This window comes from Acinetobacter sp. NyZ410 (genome assembly GCF_022828975.1).
Taxonomy (GTDB): Bacteria; Pseudomonadota; Gammaproteobacteria; order Pseudomonadales; family Moraxellaceae; genus Acinetobacter; species Acinetobacter guillouiae.
Window position 1 is genome coordinate 488,567 of record NZ_CP094620.1, and the last position, 23,113, is coordinate 511,679.

Annotated in this window: 21 protein-coding genes and 1 pseudogene; 17 read left to right on the forward strand and 5 right to left on the reverse strand. The window is 40.0% G+C overall.

Annotated features, from left to right (window positions below):
- Nucleotides 1–20: 20 nt before the first annotated feature.
- Nucleotides 21–956 carry a lauroyl acyltransferase gene (locus MTO68_RS02325; protein ID WP_244014883.1) on the reverse strand — a complete coding sequence of 312 codons (936 nt, stop codon included), beginning with the start codon at nucleotides 954–956 and terminating at the stop codon, nucleotides 21–23.
- Nucleotides 957–1,073: 117 nt separating this feature from the next.
- Between MTO68_RS02325 and MTO68_RS02330 the strand changes: the two genes are divergently transcribed.
- Both MTO68_RS02330 and MTO68_RS02335 read left to right on the forward strand, forming a co-directional pair.
- Entirely contained in the window at nucleotides 1,074–1,625 is a 552-nt protein-coding gene (locus MTO68_RS02330; RefSeq protein WP_244014884.1) for an O-acetyl-ADP-ribose deacetylase, read from the forward strand.
- A gap of 37 nt (nucleotides 1,626–1,662) precedes the next feature.
- Nucleotides 1,663–2,640 carry an acyltransferase family protein gene (locus tag MTO68_RS02335; RefSeq protein ID WP_244014885.1) on the forward strand — a complete coding sequence of 326 codons (978 nt, stop codon included), beginning with the start codon at nucleotides 1,663–1,665 and terminating at the stop codon, nucleotides 2,638–2,640.
- A gap of 127 nt (nucleotides 2,641–2,767) precedes the next feature.
- On the opposite strand, the gene MTO68_RS02340 is transcribed toward MTO68_RS02335, so the two are convergent.
- A complete protein-coding gene (locus MTO68_RS02340; protein WP_224964682.1) occupies nucleotides 2,768–2,983 on the reverse strand; it encodes a hypothetical protein in 216 nt (71 codons plus the stop codon).
- 343 nt (nucleotides 2,984–3,326) lie between these two features.
- On the opposite strand from MTO68_RS02340, the gene MTO68_RS02345 reads away from it, so the two are divergent.
- Entirely contained in the window at nucleotides 3,327–4,097 is a 771-nt protein-coding gene (locus tag MTO68_RS02345; RefSeq protein ID WP_244014886.1) for a hypothetical protein, read from the forward strand.
- A 54-nt stretch (nucleotides 4,098–4,151) separates the two neighbouring features.
- Here MTO68_RS02345 and MTO68_RS02350 read toward each other — a convergent pair whose 3' ends face one another.
- On the reverse strand, nucleotides 4,152–6,062 hold the full coding sequence (locus MTO68_RS02350) for an ATP-binding cassette domain-containing protein (protein WP_244014887.1): 1,911 nt from the start codon (nucleotides 6,060–6,062) through the stop codon (nucleotides 4,152–4,154).
- A gap of 35 nt (nucleotides 6,063–6,097) precedes the next feature.
- Here MTO68_RS02350 and MTO68_RS02355 point away from each other — a divergent pair, with 35 nt between their 5' ends.
- The 8 genes and pseudogenes from MTO68_RS02355 to MTO68_RS02390 all read left to right on the forward strand — a co-directional run bounded on the left by MTO68_RS02355 (nucleotide 6,098) and on the right by MTO68_RS02390 (nucleotide 15,097).
- Complete coding sequence (locus MTO68_RS02355; protein WP_004718047.1) at nucleotides 6,098–6,343, forward strand: SlyX family protein; 246 nt, start codon at nucleotides 6,098–6,100, stop codon at nucleotides 6,341–6,343.
- Nucleotides 6,344–6,466: 123 nt separating this feature from the next.
- Nucleotides 6,467–7,375, forward strand: coding sequence for a LysR family transcriptional regulator MumR (gene mumR, locus MTO68_RS02360; RefSeq protein WP_244014888.1), 909 nt, complete (start codon nucleotides 6,467–6,469; stop codon nucleotides 7,373–7,375).
- A 331-nt stretch (nucleotides 7,376–7,706) separates the two neighbouring features.
- A pseudogene (locus MTO68_RS02365) lies at nucleotides 7,707–8,958 on the forward strand (NRAMP family divalent metal transporter).
- A 35-nt stretch (nucleotides 8,959–8,993) separates the two neighbouring features.
- Nucleotides 8,994–9,752, forward strand: coding sequence for a 5-oxoprolinase subunit PxpA (locus MTO68_RS02370; RefSeq protein WP_004818812.1), 759 nt, complete (start codon nucleotides 8,994–8,996; stop codon nucleotides 9,750–9,752).
- Between the two features lie 19 nt (nucleotides 9,753–9,771).
- Nucleotides 9,772–10,578 carry a putative hydro-lyase gene (locus tag MTO68_RS02375; protein WP_244014889.1) on the forward strand — a complete coding sequence of 269 codons (807 nt, stop codon included), beginning with the start codon at nucleotides 9,772–9,774 and terminating at the stop codon, nucleotides 10,576–10,578.
- A 19-nt stretch (nucleotides 10,579–10,597) separates the two neighbouring features.
- Complete coding sequence (locus MTO68_RS02380; protein ID WP_166783077.1) at nucleotides 10,598–12,178, forward strand: urea amidolyase family protein; 1,581 nt, start codon at nucleotides 10,598–10,600, stop codon at nucleotides 12,176–12,178.
- Nucleotide 12,179: 1 nt separating this feature from the next.
- The gene (locus MTO68_RS02385) at nucleotides 12,180–13,919 is read left to right on the forward strand and encodes a biotin carboxylase N-terminal domain-containing protein (RefSeq protein WP_244014890.1); all 1,740 of its coding nucleotides are present in this window, start codon (nucleotides 12,180–12,182) and stop codon (nucleotides 13,917–13,919) included.
- Between the two features lie 140 nt (nucleotides 13,920–14,059).
- Nucleotides 14,060–15,097: a hypothetical protein gene (locus tag MTO68_RS02390; protein WP_154130140.1), complete on the forward strand. Its 1,038-nt coding sequence runs from the start codon at nucleotides 14,060–14,062 to the stop codon at nucleotides 15,095–15,097.
- Between the two features lie 104 nt (nucleotides 15,098–15,201).
- Here the strand turns inward: MTO68_RS02390 and MTO68_RS02395 are convergent, their stop codons facing one another.
- Nucleotides 15,202–15,948, reverse strand: coding sequence for an SDR family oxidoreductase (locus tag MTO68_RS02395; RefSeq protein ID WP_244014891.1), 747 nt, complete (start codon nucleotides 15,946–15,948; stop codon nucleotides 15,202–15,204).
- A gap of 148 nt (nucleotides 15,949–16,096) precedes the next feature.
- On the opposite strand from MTO68_RS02395, the gene MTO68_RS02400 reads away from it, so the two are divergent.
- From MTO68_RS02400 to MTO68_RS02420, 5 genes are all read left to right on the forward strand, one after another.
- A complete protein-coding gene (locus MTO68_RS02400; protein WP_105713962.1) occupies nucleotides 16,097–16,435 on the forward strand; it encodes a helix-turn-helix domain-containing protein in 339 nt (112 codons plus the stop codon).
- Between the two features lie 106 nt (nucleotides 16,436–16,541).
- Complete coding sequence (locus tag MTO68_RS02405; RefSeq protein ID WP_004718027.1) at nucleotides 16,542–16,991, forward strand: ammonium transporter; 450 nt, start codon at nucleotides 16,542–16,544, stop codon at nucleotides 16,989–16,991.
- A gap of 26 nt (nucleotides 16,992–17,017) precedes the next feature.
- On the forward strand, nucleotides 17,018–19,660 hold the full coding sequence (gene topA, locus MTO68_RS02410; protein ID WP_056516916.1) for a type I DNA topoisomerase: 2,643 nt from the start codon (nucleotides 17,018–17,020) through the stop codon (nucleotides 19,658–19,660).
- 70 nt (nucleotides 19,661–19,730) lie between these two features.
- The gene (locus tag MTO68_RS02415) at nucleotides 19,731–20,489 is read left to right on the forward strand and encodes a hypothetical protein (protein ID WP_056516919.1); all 759 of its coding nucleotides are present in this window, start codon (nucleotides 19,731–19,733) and stop codon (nucleotides 20,487–20,489) included.
- A gap of 137 nt (nucleotides 20,490–20,626) precedes the next feature.
- Complete coding sequence (locus MTO68_RS02420) at nucleotides 20,627–21,190, forward strand: HdeD family acid-resistance protein (RefSeq protein ID WP_004718021.1); 564 nt, start codon at nucleotides 20,627–20,629, stop codon at nucleotides 21,188–21,190.
- A 187-nt stretch (nucleotides 21,191–21,377) separates the two neighbouring features.
- Here the strand turns inward: MTO68_RS02420 and MTO68_RS02425 are convergent, their stop codons facing one another.
- Complete coding sequence (locus tag MTO68_RS02425) at nucleotides 21,378–21,827, reverse strand: carboxymuconolactone decarboxylase family protein (RefSeq protein ID WP_034611667.1); 450 nt, start codon at nucleotides 21,825–21,827, stop codon at nucleotides 21,378–21,380.
- A 99-nt stretch (nucleotides 21,828–21,926) separates the two neighbouring features.
- Between MTO68_RS02425 and MTO68_RS02430 the strand changes: the two genes are divergently transcribed.
- Complete coding sequence (locus MTO68_RS02430) at nucleotides 21,927–23,063, forward strand: glycerate kinase (RefSeq protein WP_244014892.1); 1,137 nt, start codon at nucleotides 21,927–21,929, stop codon at nucleotides 23,061–23,063.
- Nucleotides 23,064–23,113: the final 50 nt, after the last annotated feature.

Genomic DNA, 23,113 nt, shown 5'->3' on the forward strand with positions numbered 1-23,113 from the left:
TAAAACAAAAACACTTAAACTTAATAGATTTTCTGGTAGCCTTTTGGACGTGTTTTAAAGCGACGATGAAACCACATATATTGTGTCGGTGCGATCCGCAGTTGATTTTCAATGATTTTATTGACACGCATCGCATCATCCATTTCATCTTCACTGGGTAATGGATCAACAGCAGGTTCAATAAGCACATGATATTTTGGATCTTTGATATCACCATCACGATAAAAATACAGTGGGATTGCAACAGCTTTTGATATTTTCAATAAACGTCGATGCGCAGTTACTGTTGCAGCGGGCGTACCAAAAAAGGGAGCCATTACCCCTTGTTTTAATCCAAAATCCTGATCTGGACTATACCAAATCGCATCACCTTCTTTCAGATGGCGAATCAATCCACGCATATCATCATGATCAATCTGCGCTTTGTAAATCGTTGCACGACAACGATAAATCAACATATCGAGTAAAGGATTATTCTGCGGGCGATACACGACATCAGGTTCAAAAAATTGTGCGCATAAATAACCACCAGCATCAAGCATGGTGCTATGGGTGCCGAGTAACAGTATGCCTTGACCATTTTGTTTGGCCTGTTGGATATGCTCTAGCCCTTGAATGCTGACGCGGTTTTTAAACCATTGTGGTGAATACCATGCATTTAAGGTTTCAAAGACCCCGACCATTTGATCAACAAAGACTTGTCTTGAGTTGTCGATGACTTGTTCAGGCGACCATTCTGGAAAGCAGACTTCTAAATTACGTGTTGTTGTTTCACGACGCGATTTCAGTCGGTCAAAGGCAATATTGCCCAACAATGTTGCTAAGCGATACTGAATTGCCCAAGGCAAGATCGCGAGGATCATCAAAAATACAATCGCAATCCAGATTCCCCAATATTTCGGATGTAAAAATGCCCAATAAAATTTTCCAGGCTCGTATTGATGCTTTTTACTCATAGCAGTTTTGTAAATTTTGGGGAAGTTAAAACTGAAAGGAGTGTAGCATGAAGCGGTTTAAAGAAGAAAATTCAAGATGTCATTCACTCTCATTGAGGATACGCAAGGAAGCATGACGTGAAAATAATTCGGTTAATTCAAGGTGATATTACAGTTCAAAAGGTGGATGCAATTGTAAATGCTGCCAATACCTCGTTACTTGGCGGTGGTGGTGTGGATGGTGCAATTCATCGAAAAGGTGGTTCTGCTATTTTGGAGGATTGTCAAAAGATCCGAGCCAGACAGGGTGGTTGTGCAGTTGGTGAAGCAGTGATTACCACAGCGGGGTTGTTGCCCTGTAATTATGTGATTCATACCGTGGGGCCCACTTGGCAAGATGGACAGCATGCTGAAAATGAATTGCTTGAGAAAGCCTATCTCAATAGCTTAAGACTCGCTGAGCAACATCAGCTAAAAACACTGGCATTTCCGAATATTTCAACAGGGATTTATCGTTTTCCCAAATCAGAGGCAGCATTTATCGCTATAAACAGCGTGACTAAGTTTTTAAGCCAGACGAACAACTTAGAGGAAGTCAGTTTCGTGTGTTTTGATTTGGAAAATTTTAAAATCTATCGCCAGCATCTTGCTGAGATTGATCAAAAGCAAGTGCATGTTTTAGGTATATAATCGCAGTTATTCACTGACTATTTTAGACAACCTTACGATGAGAGATACCTACTTAGACAGTTGTAAGGCAACGCTGATATTTCTTGTGGTGCTCGGGCATTTTCTAGAACGCATGATCGGTTGGAAAGATCCGATTGATCATGTCTTATTAGGTACGATTTATTTTGTACATATGCCTGCTTTTATCTTTATTTCGGGCATGTTGTTTAAAGACAGTAAATGGTTTAAGAATATTCTATTTTTTGTTGCACTCTATTTACCCTTTCAAATTTTATTTCCTGCATTTGATGCCATTTGGTCAGGTAAATTTCAGCTCAATTGGAATGTGTTTGAACGACCTTATTGGATCTTATGGTATCTGTTGGGCATGATGGTATGGACAACGCTTACCCATTTTTTGATAAAAACAAAATTTGCACTGCTGATTGCACTGATTCTTGCTTTATGTGTCGGCTTAAGCCCATGGAACAATTACCAATACTCAATCGGCAGAATTTTTAGCTTCTTTCCATTTTTTATTGTGGGTGCACTTTATGGCAAAACCATTGTCGAGAAAATTCAGCAATTTAAATTCACTCAAATTTTAGCTGGATTCATCGTGATGGGTATTGCAAGCTTGGTGTATTTCACCCAAATCAATCCATTTTGGTTATATGGCAGTTTAAGTTATCAGCAACTCAAGGTAAGTATGTGGGATGGTACTTGGATCAGAATAGGCTGTCTTTTGGTGTCGAGTTTGGGTATTTTCGCGATGTTTGTATGGACAAAATTATTAAATATTGGCTGTGTGCAACTTGGAAAAAACACCTTGGCGGTGTATTTGCTACATGGTTTTGTGGTGATGTTGATTGCACGTTATTGGCAACTGGATTTTAATATTTTTGTGGAAATTGGGATTTGTATTGGTTTATCTGTATTGACTTGCTGGATATTACAACAACAATTTTTTGATATTTTATTAAGAAAATTGTCTTTATGGTTAATCAAACCTGTTGAAAAATTCGGTTTAAAGTAGCTGAATGGATTTGACGCGATCCAGAGCATTCGCTAAAAATTTAAAAGCTACACTGTTGGTGTAGCTTTTAAGCATGAGGATCATAATTTTATAAAGCGACAGTTTTAAAACAACGTTTTAAAGTGGATTATTTGGTTGCTGCTTTACCCTCTACTTTTTTTGCTGTTGCTGATTTTTGTGCAGCGGCATGGTGTTTTTGGCTATGACCAGCTTTATGTTGTTTTTGCATTTGATGGGTTTTAACCGCTTGAGTCGAATGCTGTGCTGGAGTTGCTGCCATTGCAGAACCTGCGAAAATTGCTGTGGTAAATGCTGCAACAAGTAATGATGTAACTTTTTTCATGATCATATTCTCACTAAATAATTCGAGATCTGAACTAGATTCGATAATCATATCTTGGTGGATTTGTATGGAAACATCATGAAGTGCTTGTAGCGAAATTCAGTATAAATGAAATGATCATTGGTAAGATGAGTGGGGAATGGTAAGTGCTTTGATTTTTTAAGTTTTATTTAATTTTAATCAGTAAAGTATTGCCGTCATTTTTTATAAAGATTTAATTTAAATGAGTTCTAAGTATTGTGATTGATATGATATCTCAGTAGATTTAAGTTATCTTTTAAAAAAAAATCTGATCAGCGATAGCATGAATTGAAAAAGAACAAATTGGTCTTAATTGAGAAAAATGAAAATACAGATCACTGAGAAGGTTTATCGCTTTTTTAGCATATATGGATGGGCGACCCTTATTGTTGTTTTAATCAATTTGGCTCTATCTCATTTTCAATTATGGCAATCACAGGATGTACTCTTGCTGATTTTTGCCATATTTATTTTGTGTGTTAATTATTTTATTAAAATAAACAACGGAATTATTGATTCTTTTCTAAAAGAAAAGAAACTGCCGATCAGTATTCAGATCCCTGTAAATAAATCGAGCTTTATACGAATCCCTGATTTTATTGGCTTTCTTCTCTGGTTGTTTGCACTATTTTCAGTGATTTTGACGTGGAAAATTTGGCTTTTTTGTTTTTTAGTCAGTTTGGCAGGTTTACTTTTTATTGAACATCCTCATGTCTGGTTTAAAGATTCATTTGATTGGGATGAGCGTATTAAGCAAGTTAAAAATCAACATGAAACATGGATAGATGGCTTATTTAACTATTCTCCAAATATGGATAGCTTCACTTTTTATAATGGAAACCAAACATTTACTGTTCGTTGGTCTGAAATAGAAAAAGTTGATGCAGTGATGATCGATCAATTGAGCTATCAAGAAGTACGCCTATTCATTTTGACTAAACAAAGAATTCTCATCATTGATGAGTCTATGGCAGGCTATCCAAAGTTTGTTGCGACTTTATCTAAGCATTTAGTACTGATCAATGAATATTGGCTTTTTATGCTTATGGAAATGCCTATAGGGACAATTGTGCCGATTTTTCAACATGATTAACCTAATAAAAACTCCGCATATTTGCGGAGTTTTTATTTAAAGATTTTACAAGAACTAACCTTTGATCATTTCTTCTAATGCATCCCAACGCTCCATTTTTTCAAGCATCAGTTCATCAATCTCGCCAAGTCGTTGTGACGCTTTGGTGGCTGCATCTGCATCAGTCACAAACCAAGAACCATCTGCAAGTTTTGCAGTCAGTTCAGCTTGTTCTTTTTCCAAAGCTTCAATTTCTGCAGGTAACTGTTCTAAAGCGCGTTGATCTTTATAACTCAATTTCACTTTTTTAACGGCTGGTTCAGCAGGTGTCGCAGCAGCTTCCGCTTTAGCAATGGCTTTTTTTACATCACTTTTCTGATCGACAACACGTTGATCTGGACGTTGTTCTAGATAGTCTTGATAGCCACCAATGTATTCATCGATATTGCCTTTACCATCAAATACCCAGGTTGATGTCACAACATTGTCCATAAATGCACGGTCATGGGAGATCAATAACAAAGTCCCTTTATAATCACTCAACATCTCTTCGAGTAATTCTAAAGTCACCATGTCTAAGTCATTGGTTGGCTCATCCATCACAATAAGGTTAGACGGTTTAAGCAATAACTTTGCCAAAAGGATACGGTTACGCTCACCACCTGAAAGTGCTTTTACTGGAGTACGCGCGCGTTCAGGCGAGAATAAAAAGTCTTGTAAATAGCTGTAGATATGACGGCGACCACCATTAACATCGACAAAGTCTGAGCCTTCAGACACGTTGGCCATTACTGATTTTTCAAGATCTAGCGCATTACGTAATTGGTCAAAATAAGCCACTTCAAGCTGTGTACCTGTTTTCACCGAACCGCCATGTTCAAGTTCACCTAAAATGGCTTTAATCAAGGTGGTTTTACCTACACCATTATCACCGACTAAACCAATACGGTCGCCACGCAGTACTAACGCAGAGAAATCTTTAATAATCGGTGCATTATCACCAAAAGCCACACTTAAGTGTTCAATATCAAAGACCAATTTACCTGAACGATTCGCCTCTTGAGTCGCCATGCTCACTTTACCTTGTTGTGAGCGACGTGCTTTAGATTGTTCACGTAAATCTTTTAATGCACGTACACGACCTTCGTTACGGGTACGACGTGCTTTGATCCCTTGACGAATCCAAGTTTCCTCTTCAGCCAAGCGTTTATCAAACAGCGCATTTTGCTTTTCTTCAGCTTCCATTTGCTGTGCTTTTAAGTCGAGATAGCGTGAGTAGTTACCTTCATAACTACGTAAAACACCACGATCCAACTCCACAATACGTGTCGCAATATTGTCAACAAAAGCACGGTCATGGGAAATAAATAACAGGGTGAGATTGTTTTGATCGAGTAAGAATTTCTCTAACCATTCAATACTTTCTACGTCCAAATGGTTGGTTGGTTCGTCAAGTAATAAAACGTCAGGTTGCGTCAACAATGCACGTGCTAAAAGTACACGGCGTTTACGCCCGCCTGATAAATCTGCTAAATCCGCTTCAGGATCTAAGCCCATTTTGCTCAAGATAGAATTTACTTTGGTTTCTAAGGCCCAACCATCGAGCAAATCCAGCTTATGTTGTAGGTTGCCCATACGATCACAAGCTTCCATATCACCTAATACACAAGCATCGCTGGCTTCGTGGTATTCTTTTAGGACGAGCGCGGCTTCTCCTGCACCTTCGGCAACAATATCTGCAACTTTACCCGAATCCATCGGTACATCCTGAGCAAGCATAGAAATTGTAATACCATTTTGTAATGCAATTTCACCTTGATCAGGCAATAAACTTCCCTCAATCAGTTTGAGTAAAGTAGACTTACCTTCACCGTTACGACCAATCAGACAGACTCGTTCGCCTCGTTCTAAATTGAAGTTTGCGCCATCGAGCAGGGCAGGTCCACCAAACGCAAGTTGGACATCCCTTATAGTAATATAGGCCATACGGTTTCCTAAACATCCCACACTGAGGACTAAAAATGACTAAACATAAAAATATTGATGATCAGGCGTCATTTTCCGCACCCATAGAAGATTTGCAAGTCCGAATTGCATTTTTAGATGATTTAGTCGAACAATTAAATGATCAAGTGGCGCAACAAAGCTTGGAAATCGCTGATTTAAAAAAACAAATGCAGTTAATTTACCAACGTATAGAATCTGCTGATTTGTCAGAAGGTATTGCAGCATTTGACCCAATGACCAATCGTCCTCCGCATTATTGATGCAACGGATGTGAAATATGAGTGGCTGAGGTGTGCTGAATCAGGTGTAAATTCACACATAGCAGTGATATTGGCAAAGGATTTGCATAACGCAAGCGCTAAATTTGTGGGTTAAGATGGATTATGAACTTAAAAAACCTCGAAGCATTTTATTGGGTGGTGACCTTAAACAGTTTTAATAAAGCCGCAACAAAGCTTCAAACGACACAGCCTGCAATTTCTCAAAAAATTACTGCGATTGAAAATGATCTCGGTTTTAAAGTGCTTGATCGCAGTTCTCGTCAAATCAAAGCCACGCATAAGGGCATGACCTTATTTAAATATGCTGAAAAGTTTATGCGACTGGAAACAGACTTGGTGGCTGAACTCACAGAAAGTCAGTATTTAACAGGAACGATTCGTTTAGGGGTTTCCGAAACGATTGTCCATACTTGGCTAGTGGAGTATATGGAGCAAGTCCAGCAAGAGTTTCCCAAAGTTTCCATCGAAATCGTGGTGAATTTAACTCCAGATTTACAAGAAGGTGTACGCATCGGTGATTTGGATATGGCGTTTTTACTGGGGCCAACTTTGCCTTTTGAATGTATAGAACGTTCATTGTGTGATTTTGAATTAAGCTTTCTAGCATCGCCTTCATTTAAAGGTGGAATCGGGCAGATGTCATTGCGGACATTGATGTCGCATACCATTTTAACCTATCCAAGAATTACCTATCCTTATAAAGAGCTCAAAGCCAAAATGAAAGAACAGAAGATCGATGAACCGCTATCCATCACAAGTTATTCATTGGTCACATTATTACGTTTAGCTGAACAAGGTTTAGGGATTGCAGTGGTACCTAAACTAACGGCAATCAAAGAAATTTTAGATGGGCGATTGGAAATTTTGGATACGCCAATCCAATTAAAGACATTCCACTTTACCGCAATCTATACACAAGGCAATAACACCGCATTAAAAGAAAAGTTGACGGATTTAGCGGTTTTAACTTCGGAAAATGCCATGAAAAAGCTGAATAATAAAATTAAATAATGAACAATAAAACGGCATTTTATGCAGCTTTGGTTTTGATTTAAAAATTGCAAAAATATGAAATATTGATAATGAGAACTTATAGAAACTGATAAACATTCATTATTAAATGATTTTAAAAATAATAAAAACATATAAATTCAACATCTTATGTTTAATGAATTTTGGATAAAGTCTTATTGTGACTGACCTTCGCCTATGCTTTTATTTGAAATACAGATTTGGTTCAGCATAACCAGAAAATCTTAAAAGTTTAAAGGATTAAAGAATTTCGTATTTTAGAAAAATAGATGTTCTTTGTTTCACTTGAAATAGCGTTGATTAAGCTCAAATGGATGAGGAACGCCTACATGTCTTTATTGAAATCTTCTTTTTTGTCTGACCGTCAATGGGCAATTGTTGCATCTATCTTTATGATGGCAACGTCTGCGATGGGACCAGGTTTTCTAACTCAAACCGCTGTATTTACAGTGAAATTAGGTGCTGCATTTGGCTTTGCAATCCTAGTTTCGATCATTATTGATTATGTTGTTCAGCAAAACATTTGGCGTGTTGTTACCTTAACGCAAATGCGCGCTTCTGATATTGCCAATAAAGCCTTACCGGGGAGTGGTTACTTACTCGCATTTCTGGTCATTTTAGGTGGGTTTTTCTTTAGTATCGGTAACATTGCAGGTGCTGCACTGGGCTTAAATGCACTCTTTGGGTTGGATACCAAGGTCGGCGGCGTGCTGAGTGGTGCTTTGGCGATTCTGATTTTTGCCTCCAGAAAAGCCACACTAGCGATGGACAAGAGCATGATTATTTTGGGGTTACTCAAAATCGTTTTGATCGTGATCGTTGCATTTATTGTCATGCCACCTGTGGGGCAAGCCGTTCAACAAACTTTTGCACCTGATCAAATTGATTTTGCCATCATTACAACCATTGTTGGCGGTACAGTGGGCGGTTATATCTGCTACGCAGGCGCGCATCGCTTATTGGACAAAGGTGCTGTAGGACCAGAAAATATTGATGAAGTGGCCAGAGCCGCAACCAAAGGTATTGTGGTGGTCGGGATCATGCGTTATGTATTGTTCTTGGCATTCTTAGGGGTTGTGGTCAGCGGCGCAAATATCGATTTAGCAAGTCACGATGCCAACCCAGCTGCGCAAGCATTCCAATATGCTGCGGGTACATTTGGTTTTAAACTGTTTGGCTTGATTTTTTGGGCAGCGGGAATCAGTAGCACAATTGGTGCAGCCTATACCTCTGTTTCATTTATGTCCGCATTTAAACAGAACTTAACCACCAAACATACCAACTACCTCACCATTAGCTTTATCTCTTTAGCCTTGTTGCTTTACGTGATTCTAGGTGCAACACCAGCGGGCTTACTGATCTTTGTGGGTGGTTTTAATGGTTTGGTATTACCAATTGGTTTGACGATTTTTGTCTATGTTGCGGCATGCCGTAAAGACATGATGGGCAATTATAATTATCCAAAATGGTTGCTGGTTTTGGGTGTATTAACCTGCTTACTCACATGGTGGATGGGTTATATGTCATTCACGACGGTATTTAATTACCTCACCAAGCTCTAATCAACTTCACACTCAATTGAAAAGGAATGATCACAATGTATGTCGATTTAAATAGTGACTTGGGTGAAAGTTTTGGCTCATGGAAAATGGGCAATGATGAGCAAATTTTACCTGTGGTCAGTAGTGCCAATATTGCCTGTGGCTTTCATGCAGGTGACCCGTTGGGAATATTGAAGACGCTTCAGCAAGCAGTGAAATTAGATGTCACGATTGGTGCGCATGTTTCCTACCCAGATTTGGTTGGTTTTGGTCGCCGTAATATGGATCTGTCTCAAGACGAGCTGATCGCGGATGTGCTCTATCAAATTTCGGCGCTTGATGGTTTGGCAAAAGTTGCTGGCTCCAAAGTGCAATATGTCAAGCCGCATGGGGCGTTGTATAACACCATAGCCAAAGATCCCGTACAAGCCGAAGCCGTGATTGAAGCCATTAAAATGTATAACCCAGCATTGGTACTGGTTGCTTTGGCTGGGTCAAATTTGGTTGCACAAGCACGTCAGGCAGGCTTAAAAGTGGTTTCAGAAGCCTTTGCTGATCGTGCTTATAACCGTGATGGTTCACTGGTTTCACGCCGTTTAGAGGGTGCTGTTTTGCATGATGCAGAGTTTGTGGCAAAACGTGTGGTTGCGATGTTAAAAAATGGCGGGGTTGAGTCAATTGATGGTGTCTTTACCCCGATTCAAGCCGATACGATTTGTTTGCATGGTGATACCGCAGGTGCACTAGAAATGTCCGCAGCGATTAAAGCTGAGCTGTTAAAAAACGACATTCAAGTTCGTTCATTTTGTGCATAAAACAATAAGGACAAGACACATGTTTAAAGAGATTAAAGTCGATTCAGCTCAGCTAAAAGCTGCATTGGATGCGCGACAACAAATTCGTGCAGGTTTTGATCAACCTACAGCAGGAATGGCTGCTGGAATGACCCAAGTGAATATGATTTCTGTACCCAAAGACTGGGCATATGATTTCTTGTTGTATGCGCAACGTAATCCGCAAAGCTGTCCTGTATTAGATGTTTTGGAAGAAGGCGTATATCACTCTCGATTGGCTGCTGACTCAGACATTCGCACTGATTTTCCACGATATCGTGTTTGGAAAGACGGTGAAATGGTTGATGAACTCACTGATGCGAGTGAGCTTTATAACGCGCATCCTGATTTAGTGACCTTTTTAATTGGCTGTAGTTTCTCCTTTGAAACAGCTTTGCAAGAAGCGGGGATTGAAGTGCGTCATATCCATGACAAGACCAATGTACCGATGTATTTGAGTAATATCGAATGCCTTTCTGCTGGACGTATTTCAGGAAATATGGTGGTTTCTATGCGCCCCATTCCTGCCCATCAAATAGCTGAGGCTGTAAAAATTACTGCACGTATGCCGAGTGTTCATGGCGCTCCCGTACATATTGGTCATCCTGAAAGTTTGGGCATACGCGACATCAATCAGCCAGATTTTGGTGATGCCTCACGTATTGAACAGGGTGAAATTCCAGTATTTTGGGCATGTGGTGTAACGCCTCAAGCTGCAATTATGAACTCGAAAATCCCATTTGCCATTAGCCATGCACCAGGACATATGTTGATTACAGACATACCTGATCGTGCGTGGCTGCGTTAAGACAAGAAAGGATCAGTAAATGCGATTTTTATCGGTAAATTCCGACAGTTTCTTGATTGAACTTTCCAGTTTAGAAGAAACTTTGGCGTTATACAGTAAATTGCAAAATTTACACTTGAATGGAATCAAAGATTTAATTCCTGCTGCAAAAACAATTTTGATTTGTTTTAACGAAATCAAGACTGACTTTAAAACCTTGAGTGTTTTGATTGGTACTTTAAAGCTTGATTCAGGCTTTGATCGAAATACGCAGGAAGTGATTATTCCGATTCGTTACGATGGTGAAGATTTAGCACAAGTGGCGGAACTTCAAGGCCTCTCTATAGCCGATCTGATATTAAAACATCATCAAAGCACTTGGGACGTTGCGTTTATTGGCTTTGCTCCAGGTTTTGCTTATATGAGTAGCCTTGATCAGCCCTTTACAGATATTCCTCGTCTAAAAACACCACGTAAAAAAATTCCATCAGGTTCACTTGGGCTTGCTGGGCAATACTCGGGTATCTACCCAAAAGATAGTCCGGGTGGCTGGCAATTGATTGGAACAACGTCAGAAAAAATGTGGGATTTGGAGCGTCAAAATCCTGCGCTTTTACGACCAGGAATGCGGGTGCATTTTGAGGATGTAACCCATCATCCTGTATCTGTGGATGTGCCCAAGCAAATCACGCCACGACAAGATTTAATTTTAAAACACCCCCTATTCAAAATCACGGCATCTGGCTTGCAAGTTTCGATTCAAGATGAAGGCCGTTTTCAGCACAGCAATATCGGTGTGGGTACAGCAGGGGCGATGGATGTCGCTTCGATGCATTGTGCCAATCGAATCGTGGGGAATCCAACGGATACGCCTGTGATTGAGGTGCTAAATGGCGGTTTAAAAGCAGTCATGCAAAATTCAGCTGTCATTAGCGTGGCAGGTGCAATTTCCAATATCCATGTGAAATTTGCAGATGGTCAAAAAGCAGATTTTGACAGCTATCAGGCGATTGCACTGGATGAGGGAGATGAATTTCAAATTCAAACGCCGAGCGCAGGGTTACGCAATTATCTTGCGGTTCGTGGTGGTTTGGATATTCAACCCATTTTAAATAGCTGTTCTTTTGACAGTTTAGCCATTCTTGGTCCAGCCCCTTTAAAAACGGGTGATGTCATTTACCAAGGTCAAGTCGTCCCATCCAATATCAGCATCAACGAAGTGCCAAAATCCAATCTCCCGTCCCTTGGCGATACGATTGAACTTGATATTGTGATGGGACCTCGAACGGATTGGTTTGAGCAAAGCAGTATTGAAAAATTGTGCAATCAAGCATGGTTAGTCACCAATGAAAGTAATCGAGTGGGATTACGTTTATCTGGGAAAGCGCCCTTAACACGTAAGATTTGCCATGAATTGGAAAGCGAAGGCACATGTATTGGTGCTTTGCAGATTCCACCCAATGGTCAACCTGTATTGTTTATGAATGATCACCCATTAACAGGTGGTTATCCTGTGATTGCTTCTGTTGCCAAGCATCATTGGGATTTGGTGGCACAAATACCTGCGGATTGCCATATCAAATTTAGAAAAATCGCCGAATTTGTAGATATCGAGAACTAAGATGAACCAGCAAAAATATGTAAATGAAAAATTATTGATTGCCAATCGTGGTGAAATTGCTGTGCGTATTATCCATGCTTGTCGTGATATGGGCATTGCTTCTGTGGCAATGTATGCAGATGACGATATCGGCAGTTTACATGTCGAACTTGCAGATGAAGCATGGGGGTTGGTTGGCGCAACCGCAAAAGAAACCTATTTAAATATTGATGCCATTATTGATATTGCTAAAAAATCAAAAGCCACCATGGTGCATCCTGGTTATGGTTTTTTATCGGAACGGGCTGAATTTGCACAAGCTGTGATTGATGCAGGCTTGAAGTGGGTAGGCCCATCTCCTGAAGCAATTACCAAGTTGGGTGATAAAATTGAAGCACGTAAAATCGCTGCTTCAGTGGGTGCTCCTTTGGTACAAGGCACACAAGACCCATTGAATAATGCAGATGAGGCTTTAGCCTTTGCAAAACAATATGGCTTGCCTATTGCAATTAAAGCGGCATTTGGTGGTGGTGGTCGTGGTTTAAAAGTGGTTTGGAAGCTTGAAGAAGTGAAAGAACTCTATGACTCTGCTGTCCGTGAAGCAAAAGCGGCCTTTGGTCGTGGCGAATGCTTTGTTGAGCAGTACTTAGACAATCCTCGTCATGTGGAAGCGCAAGTGATTGCCGACTTGCATGGGAATGTGGTGGTCTTAGGTACGCGCGATTGTTCTTTACAGCGCCGCAATCAAAAATTAGTTGAGGAATCTCCAGCACCATTTATCAGTGAAGAGATTTACCAAGAGATTTTAACTTCAGCAAAAAATATTTGTCAGGCTGCTCAGTATGTTGGAGCAGGGACAGTCGAGTATTTATTGAGCCAAAACGGGACGCTATCATTTTTAGAAGTCAATACGCGGTTGCAAGTTGAACATCCCGTGACCGAAGAAACAGCACGAGTTGATTTGGTGGTTGAGCAAATTCAGGTGGCTTTGGGCGAAGAATTATCGATCAAAGAAACCCCTAAAGCACAAGGTCATGCCATTGAGTTTCGTATCAATGCAGAAGACCCTAGTCGTGGTTTTATTCCAGCATTTGGTACACTAAGTTTATTTGAAGCACCTTTCGGTCATGGTGTGCGTGTCGATACTGGCGTGCGCACAGGTTCTCTGGTTTCCAGCCATTTCGATTCTTTAATGGCAAAGCTGATTGTGACGGGGGAAACGCGTGAAATCGCAATACGCCGCGCAAAACGCGCTTTAAAGCAGTTTAAAATTGAGGGGGTGGCTTCAGTTTTAGATTTTCATCGTGCCGTGCTGAATGAACCTGATTTTACCGACGAATTTAAAGTCCATACGCGCTGGATTGAAAATGACTTTAAACAAGACTTAAAATCAACTCGACGTGCGATTCCTCAGCATCAACAAACGATGGTTTTAAGCTATATCGAAATTGATGGGAAATTACACCGTCTAGGCCTACCTGCAGGAATGTTTGCTCAAGGTACAGTTCAGGTGGAGCAACAACCAGTGCAAAGCACAGAGTTAGCACTTCAACCTGAGCACTTACAAGCGCCTATTAACGGGGCCATCATTGCATGGAAAGTCCAAACTGGAGAGCAAGTGAGTGCAGGGCAAGTTGTGGCAATTATGGAAGCCATGAAAATGGAAGTTCAAGTTTTGGCACATCAAAGTGGTCAAATTGAATTGCTGAAAGAAGTCGGGAGCACGTGTCAGGCTGATCAAGTGATTGCAACCATCCAATAATATTTATCTTTAAAATCTAAAACTTATACATTTAAGTCAGATGGAATTGGGAATTTAGGATTAAATTTCCAATTTTATTTGACCTTTTGTTGAAAGCTGGTTGTAATGCTTGCCACTGTTCAGTAGCAAACTTTTTGACCATGCCGAATAAAGCTGTTCTTCTCGATCTTGAAAATAATATGCCTACAGCCAAAATGCTGCGGGAGATTATTGAACATTACCCAACACTTTATCTTTTCAATTGTACGGGACAATTCCAGTACTCACTGGAAGATTTAACTGAATTTTCAAGCTGGGTGAGCAGTGGTCAAGTGGTGATTTTAGAAGTACCGAATGCATCTGAAAAAGAATATGAATATGCAGTTGTGGTGGGGCAATTATTGGCATTATTAGAGCCAGAGATGCAGATTGAGGTCATTTCTGCGATGCCAAGTTGTTCCTTATTGTTGGATCTGATGCGTAGTGCTGATCTAGCGTGTAGTTTTATTCAAGTCGAATCAACGTTGGAACGTCAACGCAACAAGTACTCGATACCTAGTCTACAAACCATTCAAAATAAGCCGTATTTGCAAATGGTTAAAAAGTATTGCGATGCCTTGGGAGAGATGACAGGCAAACCGAATACCATTGAAAAATTAAAGAATTCTATTGTGAATATTTTACAAGTTGTGCCAGAAAAAGCTCAGCATCTGGTCGGCATGTTAATCAATTTAAAAATTGTCAAACGTTTTGATGATCAGGTGGCTTATCGTAAAAAAGTCTTGAAACAATGGACAAGTCTTGACATCGACAAGCCTGTTTTAGCACACCCAGTTGAGACTGAATCCGCAGCACAACCCAATATCAAACTTGAAAAAATTGATCAAATTTTAGAAAAATTACGTGTTGATTCAGATCAGGTGTTACAGGAAATGGATCAGCAAGACTCTGTGGGTGCAGTACATCAGGTTTTGTTTAAAAACTTTGCCAAAATAGATCCAGTGCAAATTGAAGTTATTCATAAATTAAATAATTTAAAAACCGATAAACCTAAAGATATTTATGAGTTGCGTGATTTATTGGAGCAAATGTTTCCAAAATCAGATATCCGTTTATTGCTTAAAGAGTTGATTGAAAAAGGCTATATTTATTGGAATGGTCATGAAGTTGTTTATAGTCATGAAATGTATTTAAATTAGGGCGATTTTTAAGCTGCCCAGAGCAACATAAATAAGCGCTTAGATTTGGATATTTAGCGCTTTTTTATTAAGCCATACATTGTATTTTATCACTTTGCTTATGCTTATAAATTTGCTACGCCACCATCGACCAAAAGTTCGCTACCGACAATAAATTTAGCTTCATCTGAAGCAAGATAAATAAAGGCATTGGCAATTTCGACTGGATCCGCCAACCTTTGAATTGGCACAAGATTTTCAATACTGGCTTTGAGCTGTTCAACTTCAGCGGGTGTACTCGCAACTTTGTTGAGGGCTGGGGTTAAGGTTGGTCCCGGTGAAAGTAAGTTAAATCGTATTTGCTGGGCTAAAAGTTCTCTAGATAAGGTCTTAACCAAAGAACGCAAGGCGATTTTTGAGGCAGCATAAACGCTACTTTTCTCTAAGGCAATATGAATACTGGTCGAACCACATAAAATCACTGAAGCATGGGGCTTGATCATTGGAAGTAAGCTTTGTATCAGAAAAAATGGACCTTTTACATTGGTGTCGAAAATCGCATCGAATTGTTCAACGGTCCATTGTCCAAATGCTTCATGGCTAACATTGCCTGCATTGATATAAATCACATCGAATTTAATGGATAATTGTTGCATTTTCTCAATAAAATGATCTTGTGATACTAAGCTTGAGTGATCACATTGGATGCCCAAACTTTGGCTGCCGAATTGTTCTTGTGTCAGTACAATTTGATCTGGATTTCGGCCAGTAAACACAACAAAAGCACCTTCTTGTATTGCACGTTGTGCTGCTGCAAAACCGATTCCACTGGTTGCGCCAGTAATTAAAACCGTTTTATTCTTTAATCGCATGTTTTTCACTAAAATGTCTACAAACTCTTATATTGTGAAAATTTATTTGTCAAAGTAAGTACTTACCAATTGGTGACTTAGTCGTTGTTTGGTTTGAAATAGACTAAACTCAAAGGCTATAAAATGTAGCTTTATGTAAGGTAGAAAAATGACGACACTGCAATATGAGCAAAATTGTTCGATTATGCGATTTGTTGGATTATTTTCGGGAAAATGGGTATTGCCAATTGTCTATCATCTTATTGAAGCAAAACATCCTGTTCGATTTAGCCAATTACAGAAGGCTTTAGCGCCAATTCCACAAAAAGAGTTGTCGAAACATTTAAAACTGCTGGAGCAACACCAACTTATAACAAAGCAGATTTACCCAGAAGTACCGCCTAGAGTGGAATATCAAATTACCGAATTAGGACAAACGCTGCAAAGCGCTATTCAGTCATTGGGAAGCTGGATGGAGCTTTATGAAAAAAATATAAATGAAAAATAAGAAATTAAACTGACCTCAAAATCAGTAATTGGCGGTAATTTTAATTTTAAACTTGCGTTTTATATTCAGCTTATGCAACTCTAATATAGGAATTAAAAGGTGAACTATGGAACACACTGGTCTTTGGGTTGCGCTCGTTATTATTGTTTTTGTATTGGGCTCAATTTTTGGCTTACGCGTAAGCCCTAGAGAAAAAGCATTAGGTTTAATGCGAGAGAAAGCACGCAAGATGGGCTTACACCCACGTTTAGTGGCTGCACCAGAGTGGACGAAAATCCCGATGGCAACAGAGTCTCGTGCGAGTATGGTGGCTTATTATAGTGTACTGATTCCAGATGCACGCTTAGCTTTGATGCGCGCCCGTGTAGAAGAGCAAAAGCTTCAAGTGGTCCTCGGTGATGAGAAATTTAAAGATTTTCCCATTGCATTAAAAGGGATTTATGCTATTGATATGCAGGCCAACTGTGTAGGGCTTTATTGGGATGAAGAATCTGACCTCAGAGCAACACAGCTTGATGATATGAAGGCATATTTACTTAAATTGGCTGAAATTTAACTTAATAATAGGAACAGTGGTTTATTATGGCGAACGCTCCTCGGTCCACATCCAAAAGCACAACAGCAAATTCTCCTGATGCTGGGAAAAAACGTGCATTAGTGATTGTGGAGTCGCCTGCAAAAGCGAAAACGATTAATAAATATTTAGGCTCAAATTACATTGTGAAGTCTTCGGTAGGTCATGTTCGTGATTTACCTACAGGTGGTTCAAGTAAATCGACAGAAAAAAAGCCTGCAACGCGTACCAAGTTGACGGATGAACAGAAGGCTGAAAAAGCACAATCCGCTTTAGTCAATCGTATGGGTGTCGATCCTGAGCATGGTTGGAAAGCCAAATATGAAGTGCTTCCAGGCAAAGAACATGTGGTCGCTGAACTCAAAAAACTAGCCAAAGATGCAGATGAAATCTATCTCGCAACGGATTTGGATAGAGAAGGAGAAGCGATTGCGTGGCATTTAAGAGAAGTGATTGGTGGTGATGATAGCCGTTACCATCGTGTGGTCTTTAACGAGATTACCAAAAATGCCATTCAAGAAGCATTTAAACAACCTACACGTCTAGATTTAAACCGTGTGAATGCGCAACAGGCACGTCGTTTTCTCGACCGCGTGGTGGGCTTTATGGTTTCACCACTACTGTGGGAAAAGATTGCGCGTGGCCTCTCTGCAGGCCGTGTACAGTCAGTTGCAGTAAAATTGGTGGTCGAGCGTGAGCGTGAGATTCGTGCCTTTATTCCTGAAGAATATTGGCAAGTTTTTGCAGACACTCATTCTGCAAAAGATGAAATTCGTTTAGAAGCAGTCAAACAAGGCGGCAAAACATTAAAATTACAAAATAAAGCGCAAACAGATGCTTTATTGAACATTTTAAAAGATGCTGAATATAAAGTTGCAACACGTGAAGATAAGCCAACGAAGGTCAATCCAAGTGCGCCTTATATCACTTCAACCTTGCAACAAGCTGCAAGTACTCGCTTAGGTTTTTCAGTAAAGAAAACCATGATGCTTGCACAGCGCTTATATGAAGCTGGTTTTATTACTTATATGCGTACTGACTCAACATTCTTGAGTGATGATGCTGTCAGTATGGTGCGTAATCATATTGAAACTGAATTTGGTGCAAAGTACTTACCTGCTAAAGCAAATCGTTATGGGAATAAAGCCAATGCGCAAGAAGCCCATGAAGCGATTCGTCCTTCCAATGTTGCCTTAAAAGGCGATAGTTTGGCGGGTGTTGAGCGTGATGCACAACGTTTATATGATTTGATCTGGCGTCAATTTGTTGCATGTCAAATGACCCCAGCAGAGTATTTATCCTCAACGATTTTGGTTGATGCGAATGGTGTAGAACTCAAAGCCAAAGGTCGTACTTTAGTTTTTGATGGTTTTACCAAAGTTCGTGGTCAGAACAAGTCTGATGATGATGTTTTATTACCTGCAGTCAAAGTGGGTGAAATTCTCAAACTTGAGAAACTTGATCCTTCTCAACACTTTACTAAACCACCTGCACGTTTTACTGAAGCATCTTTAGTAAAAGAGTTGGAAAAACGTGGAATCGGTCGTCCATCGACTTATGCTGCGATTATTTCGACGATTCAAGATCGTGGTTATGTCAAACTCGACAATCGCCGTCTTTTTGCAGAGAAGATGGGTGAAATTGTTACCGATCGTCTAGACGAGAATTTTAATAACCTGATGAATTATGCATTTACTGCAGATTTGGAAGGTCAATTGGATAAAGTTGCAGATGGTGAACGTAATTGGAAAGAGCTGTTAGATAGTTTCTACGGTGATTTTAAAAAGCGTTTAACCACAGCACAAGGCGAAAACGGCATGCGCCGTAATCAACCTGTAGAAGTTGAAGCTGTTCACTGTAAAGAATGTGAACGCCCGATGCAGATTCGTACAGGCACGACGGGTGTCTTCCTTGGCTGTTCTGGTTATAACTTACCACCAAAAGAACGCTGTAAAGGGACGTTGAATTTAACACCAGTTGAGTCGTTAGCTATACTTTCTGATGATGACAGTGCTGAAACTGCTGACTTAATGTCGAAAAAACGTTGTCCAGTATGTGGTACGGCAATGGACAGCTATGTGATTGATGGTGGTCGCAAGTTACATATTTGTGGAAATAACCCGGATTGTGATGGTTACGAGCTGGAAGAAGGCGAGTTCAAAATCAAGGGGTATGATGGTCCAACCATTCCATGTGATAAATGTGATGGTGAGATGCAGTTGAAAACAGGTCGTTTTGGTCCATATTTCGCTTGTATGAGTTGTGACAATACCCGTAAAGTTTTGAAAAATGGTCAGCCAGCACCACCTCGTGTCGACCCAATCAAAATGGAACATTTACGTTCAGTCAAACATGATGATTACTTTGTTCTACGTGATGGAGCAGCGGGTTTATTCTTGGCGGCAAGCAAATTCCCTAAAGTACGCGAAACACGTGCACCGAAGGTTGCGGAGTTACGTTCAGTTGCAGATCAACTTGATCCTAAGTATCAGTTTATCTTGCAAGCACCTGATCAAGATCCAGATGGTAATCCAACATTGGTTAAGTTTAGCCGTAAAAACCAAGCGCAATATATTGGTTCAGAAACCCCAGAAGGTAAACAAACCAAATGGTCTTTGGTCTACCAAGATGGGAAATGGGTAGAAGCTTAATCCATAAATATTTAAAAATGCTGGCCTAGGTCAGCATTTTTATTGCGATTAAAAATTGAGAATATATTCAATGTGGAAAAAGATTCGAGTTGGTATTTTACTGGTTATACTGCTGATTGTTGCAGTGAACGCATGGCGTGATATGAATCAAGATTGGAGCAAGCCAATCGTTGTTTTATTACATCCGATCAATGCAGATGGTCAACGCTCCACAGCAGCCTATATTCAGCAAATCTCAACAGATGATCTTGAGGAAATTGAACATTATTTAGGTTTGCAGTCTCAAGCATTTCGTGGGCAACCGATTTCGTTTCATTTTCAGCTTGGACGGGAATTAAATACCTTGCCGCCTAAGTTCCCAGAATCAGGTCGTATCTTGGATACAGTTTTGTGGAGTTTAAAATTTAGATTTTATGCATGGAAACAGCATCAAGGCGAAGATGGCTCACCATCAGTGACCCTGTATTTAAATTATTATGATCCCAAGTTGCAGAAAATATTAAAACACTCTACAGCATTGGAACGTGGGCGTATTGGTTCTGTGAATCTATTTGCATCGCCGAAGCAAAGTTCGAGTAATAAAGTTGTTCTTGTACATGAGTTACTGCATACCTTTGGTGCAAAAGATAAATATGATTTTACAACAGGGCAGCCTCTCTATCCGACAGGCTATGCCAATCCTGAACAACAACCACGTTATCCACAACAGCGTGCAGAAATTATGGGCGGCTATATTGCGCTTTCTGAAAGTAAAAGCAAGACACCTGAAGATCTAGAAGATACCATGATCAGTCGACTCACTGCACAAGAAATGGGTTGGGTGAAGTAGTGTATAGAGCTGTGCTGTTTATCGCTTAGATTCTGCTCAAACAAAGCTTTATTCTGGTATAGATGCAGATTTTATACAGACAAACACCTGAATTAGATCAACAATAAAATGAATGAATAACAACCAAGAGAAGAATTATGCGTACTGTAGGAAATGATTTAGTTCGTCATCAACTCCATGAAAACCGTAAATGGTATCTTCTGCTTGGAGCTTTATTGGTGATCTTTGGATTAGTGCTATTGGCTTCACTGGGTATGGCAACATTGACGGTTGTTGCATTGTTTGGTGCTTTAATGATGATCGGTGGGGTTTTACACCTAATTGCAGCATTTAAAATTTTTGATGGTGGCTTCCGCTGGCTTTGGGCGTTGTTTGGTGTGTTGTATATCGCAGCGGGTTATTATGCATTTAAATCTCCGATTACCACTGCAGTGGTATTAACCAATTTATTGGCAATTGCTTTATTGATTGGCGGTTTTATTCGTATTTTTAATGCATTTATGTTGAAACCAATGTCTGGATGGGGGTGGACATTATTTTCAGGGCTTTTAACCTTGGCAACAGGTGCAATTATTCTGGCATCACCAGATTCCCCTTTTTGGGTACTCGGATTATTTTTAGGTGTGGATATTTTATTCCAAGGGGTCAACTATCTCACCTTTGCTGCAGCAATTAAACAAATCCCACCCGCGAGCCATTAAGGTTTTACTTAATGTTTGAAATCATATGTGCATTTAACAAAACGCCTGATCAATGACATCAGGCGTTTTGCATTTTGGCGTAAATATTTATGCAACTAGAGCAGTATTCAGTTAAATCTTATCTCAATTAACATTTCTGAAAAGCGAGGTGTTGCCTAGATAAATGATTTAAGTGTTGAAACTTAGCTTATTTCGCGACTTTATACTGGCTGGAAATGGCGATACGGTTCCATGTGTTGATCACAATCGCAACCCATTCAATCGCCGTGATTTCATCGCTGGATAAATGCTGTGCAGCTTGTTCATAAGCGCTATCTGGAAAATGTTGATTGGCAATTAAAGTAATCTCTTCAATTAAAATTAAAGCCGCACGTTCTTTTTCAGTAAAGTATTCACTTTCACGCCAAGCACTAATCAACGCAATACGATCAGTTGATTCACCCGCTTTAATTGCATCTTGGGTATGCATACGAACACAGAAAGCACATTGGTTAATTTGCGAGGCTCTTAATTTGAGTAAATGAGAGAATCCAACATCAAGCCCAGCTTGCTGAACTTTTTGCATAGATAAATTTTCAAGTTCGATGACCGTTTTATATAGTTCTGGGGCGGTTTTACCAAGGTTTACACGTTGCATAGTTGTCATTTCTTTAGTCTTAATTATGAATTTATTAGTTTATCTATACTCGAAAAATCGTTATGTTATTTTTTGAATCTCATCGAAATGCATTTGCTCATGTCTAAAGTTTTTGTTCTCGCGCCTGACTCATTTAAAGAAAGCATGACAGCCGAACAAGCTTGTTTTGCAATGCAACGTGGTATTGAAAAAGTCATTGCTGATGCACAGTTTATTCATGTACCTATGGCAGATGGTGGTGAGGGAACAGTCGATGCTTTGGTCGCTGCACGAAGTGGTCGTAAAGTATATGTTGAGGTCACTGGTCCATTGGCTCAGCAACGAATATCGACCTATTGGGGATTAATTGATGGTGGTCAGACGGCTGTTATAGAAATGGCGCTGGCAAATGGTATTCACCTGATCGAAAAGTCTCAACGCAATCCTTTAGTGACGTCAACTCTGGGTACAGGCGAAATGATCAAAGCCGCTTTGGATTTGGGTGTTGGTAAAATCATTATTGGCCTGGGTGGTAGTGTCACCAATGATGCTGGTGCCGGGATGGCACAGGCTTTAGGGGCAAAATTTTTAGATGAGAATAACCATTCTGTAGACGTGGGTGGTGGGCAGCTTCAGCAGATCAAAAGCATTGATCTTTCACAACTCGATGCGCGTTTAAAAGCAACTGAAATTATTATTGCCAGTGATGTAAACAATCCATTATGTGGTCCAAATGGAGCTTCTTTTATTTTTGCGCCACAGAAAGGAGCAACTGCTGAGATGGTTGGGATCTTAGATCAAAATCTTGATCATTTTGCTGCGTTGGTGAAACAACAATTGAATGTTGATGTTGCAAATGTACAGGGTGCTGGTGCTGCAGGCGGTTTGGGTTTCGGACTTATGGCTTTTACAGGAGCAAAAATACGCTCTGGTGTAGAAATTGTGATTAAAGAAACCCAACTTGAGGAAAAAATTGCACAAGCGGATTATGTGTTTACTGGTGAGGGCGGTATTGATTTTCAAACCAAGTTTGGCAAAACGCCTTTTGGGGTGGCGCAAGTTGCCAAGCAGTTGAATAAAACTGTGATTGCTTTTGCAGGGCATATCGGTGAAGGCGTCGATGAGCTTTATGCAGAAGGCTTTAGTGCAATTTTTGGAATAGTTGATGGTGCATGTGATTTAGCAACAGCATTAAAGCATGGTGAGCAAAATTTAGAACGCTGTTGTGAGAGTGTGGCACGGTTGTTAAGATTATAGGGTTGTTTTTATTATCGAAGCTCTCCTTTAATCTCTGCTATGGGTGATAA